The 2,824-nt window shown below is 57.5% G+C and carries 2 protein-coding genes and 1 pseudogene; all 3 read right to left on the bottom strand.

What is annotated here, in order from left to right:
- Nucleotides 1-510: 510 nt before the first annotated feature.
- Entirely contained in the window at nt 511-1,752 is a 1,242-nt protein-coding gene (locus tag QZ213_RS26895) for an APC family permease (RefSeq protein WP_291689083.1), read from the bottom strand.
- 288 nt (nt 1,753-2,040) lie between these two features.
- Nucleotides 2,041-2,373, bottom strand: coding sequence for a hypothetical protein (locus tag QZ213_RS26890; protein WP_291689082.1), 333 nt, complete (start codon nt 2,371-2,373; stop codon nt 2,041-2,043).
- A 180-nt stretch (nt 2,374-2,553) separates the two neighbouring features.
- Nucleotides 2,554-2,824, bottom strand: a pseudogene (locus QZ213_RS26885) (poly-beta-hydroxybutyrate polymerase); the annotation flags it as partial.

Raw genomic sequence — 2,824 nt, 5'->3', positions numbered from 1 at the left:
ACCATCAGCAAGATCGTGCTCGCCGCTTCCAGCGGCGGACTTTCGTTCGCTCTTCGCGTGATCCCGGGATTAATCATGGTCGCCTTCGCCGCATGGGTGGGCGCGTTCTACGGTCTGCCCCCCGGTTGAAGGAGTTCCGGCGCAACGCGGCGCCGCGTTTCTGAGCGGCCACGGCCTGCTTGGATCAAAAACACCAGCCGCGTTCGATCCGGCTGATCGGCAGCGCCCCGGTCGCGCGAAGGCGATTCTAGGGGCTGTCGGAGCCCAGACCGTGGGTCCTCCTGCCGATTACGCTATTTAGGTCGTCCTGGCTGGCTCAGATCAGCCGTGCTCGGTGACAACGACGCGAGTGAAGTCTTGATCGCCGGCGCAGCAGAGATGGACGCTGACGTGATGTCGTTCTAGCCCTAGCCAACAGGCTGCGGAACAGGTGATAGGCAATGACGGGCCACCGAGTGAGGTGTGAAACATTGTGGAGAAGCTTCCGAATCACTCGCAAACTGCAGTTCATCACACAATTTGGTCGACTACCAAAAGCAGGACGTTAGAAGCGAGTCCTGCAAACGGTACCCATCGCGGACAAATGAACGCTCCTAATGGCGGCGTTTCATTTCGACGTTTAATTCGGATTAGCGCGAGATTCACGATTGCAAAAACGACAAGCGTAAGGCGTGCCGTCAGATCTGCGAGGCCCGCGAGCGGAACAGCCAGCGCGAGCAGGAGAATCGCGCAGACGCCGATAGCTGTTGCTAGAAGAGGGGTGTGTGTCACCGAGTTCAATTTCGTAAGGAACTTCGGCAGGCTGCCTTGATCGGCCAGACCATAGATCACGCGGGCGATCATGATCATGTGGACAATGACGCCATTAAGTGTCGCAACAGTGGCGATTGCGCTCATGGTCACGAGCGGCATGCCGGTGAGTTGCTCGAAGACAAGCGCAAGGGGTGCCGAAGAGCGAGCAAGTTCCTGTGGAGGCACCGCTGTTACCGCGACCCACACAACCAGTGCGTAGACAAGCGCGGTCAAACCGAGGGTCAGGAACAGCGCACGAGGCAAGGTACGGTTTGGTTCCTTCAGTTCTTCAGCGACGTTTACGAGATGCTCGAAGCCAATGAAGGCAAAGACCGCGATGAGCGCCGTTCCAGCTATCCCGATCCAGGCAGTCGGGTCGCCAGCGGAAGGCCAAATTTCCGGAAGGCGGGTGACAACGTCGGTCCCGTGACCAAGTCCCGCAACGATGATCAGCACGAGTCCGCCCACTTCGACGAGGGTCATGATCCCGGCGAATGTGACTGACTGAGCCGTGGCGAGACATGCCACGATACCCATCGCAAGGACCACCCCGGAAATTATCCACGGAGCGGAAACGGGCAGAAATACCGCAAGATAACCCGCGCTGCCAGCGCTGATCGTCGCAGCCGAGACTGTTGCTGTCGCGACCACGAGAAGCCCGACACTGAGGCTAAGCCAATCGCGCCGGAACGCGGCTTGCACGTAGGCCGCCTCACTAGCACTCACCGGCATGCGCGTCCCCAATTCAGCAAATGAGGCCGCACTGAAGGCCATGACCAGTGCCGCTCCAACGAAGGCAAGTGGCGCATGCATTCCACTGCGTCCTGCGGCGATACCGACGAGAACGTAGATGCCGGCCCCGATGGTGACGCCGAGCCCATAAAGCACCGCATGTGTGAGCGTGAGTGATCGCACAAGGCGCGGCGACGCGTTCCGCGCGCCCATAAGCTGAACAGACATTCAGCGTGCTCCTCAGTCGGCAATCGCCGATGTCGTTGTGCTACATTCGCCAAGTTCAGTTTAAGTTAGGCTGGCGGCTGAGGTTCGATTTTGACCCAAGTCAAAAATAGAGTTGGGCGGTATATCTATCAGTGGCACGGGCGGTTGTTGCCCATCATAATGAGACCGGCGATGACCGGGATTTGTGCAAAATATCGATGCGCTGGCGCGAGCAGAGCTAACGAACATTTACATCAAACGTGGGGCGGTGCTGGCTGAGGTTGGAAATGAGGGAGGCTTCACTATGGCTTAGAAGGTGGGGCCTATGCGGCACTGCGTGCGGTCCGGACTGATATTGCTAAAGGCGAAGACTTTTCCAAACCCCGTTGCGCTTCCAGCAATGTTTTCAACGAGTGTGCGTTCCGCCGCAATCAGTTGGCCATTACTGAAAAAGCCGCACGAGACCATTACGCTTCCAATGACGCTTTGTGTTTGGTTTTTTACGGAAAAGTGTTGTTCTATCCCCTGAACAGATTGCAAATAGTCCAATTGACCAACTGTTAGAGTTAGTCCTTGTTGTGCGCTTGAGGGGTACGTTATGAAAATTAGCAACCCGATCAAGGTGCCGGCCCTAATGTTCATTTGTCTCTCCCTATGCGGGCATCCGACGCGTCGCACAGTGAAAAGGGGCGTACCGAAGCCTTTGACGAGTGGCGATCACCTCTGCGCAGATCGGGATCAGAACGAATAAGGTCATGGTGTTTCTTCCCTCCACGGCGATCCATTTTCAACTGCCTTGCCGTGCACAGCGCCGAGTGCGGCTCACTCCTGCAACACGTAGGTACCGGGAGCGGCACATAGCGGAGGTTGGCCTGGAAGACCCATGGCAGGCGGCGGTGTCGGCTCACCCGAATGGTTTTTGAGCCAATTAGACCACTCAGGCCACCAGGAGCCGCTCTTGCTCTGCGTCTCCCCTTGGAAAATATCAGGATCAATATAGCGATCGCTCGCGCGCCTGGTCATCATCTGGTAGCTATGGTGCAGATGGCCGGGCTCCGAGATGATGCCCGCATTATGCCCGCCGGACGTTAGC

Source organism: Bradyrhizobium sp. (genome assembly GCF_017881085.1).
Classification (GTDB): domain Bacteria; phylum Pseudomonadota; class Alphaproteobacteria; order Rhizobiales; family Xanthobacteraceae; genus Bradyrhizobium.
Note: the sequence above shows the minus strand (reverse complement) of the source record. Positions and strands in the feature narration are given on the sequence as shown.

Coding starts and splice junctions, on each gene's coding strand:
- QZ213_RS26895 (WP_291689083.1), bottom strand. CDS start 1,752: ATGTCTGTTCAGCTTATGGGCGCGCGGAACGCGTCGCCGCGCCTTGTG.
- QZ213_RS26890 (WP_291689082.1), bottom strand. CDS start 2,373: ATGAACATTAGGGCCGGCACCTTGATCGGGTTGCTAATTTTCATAACG.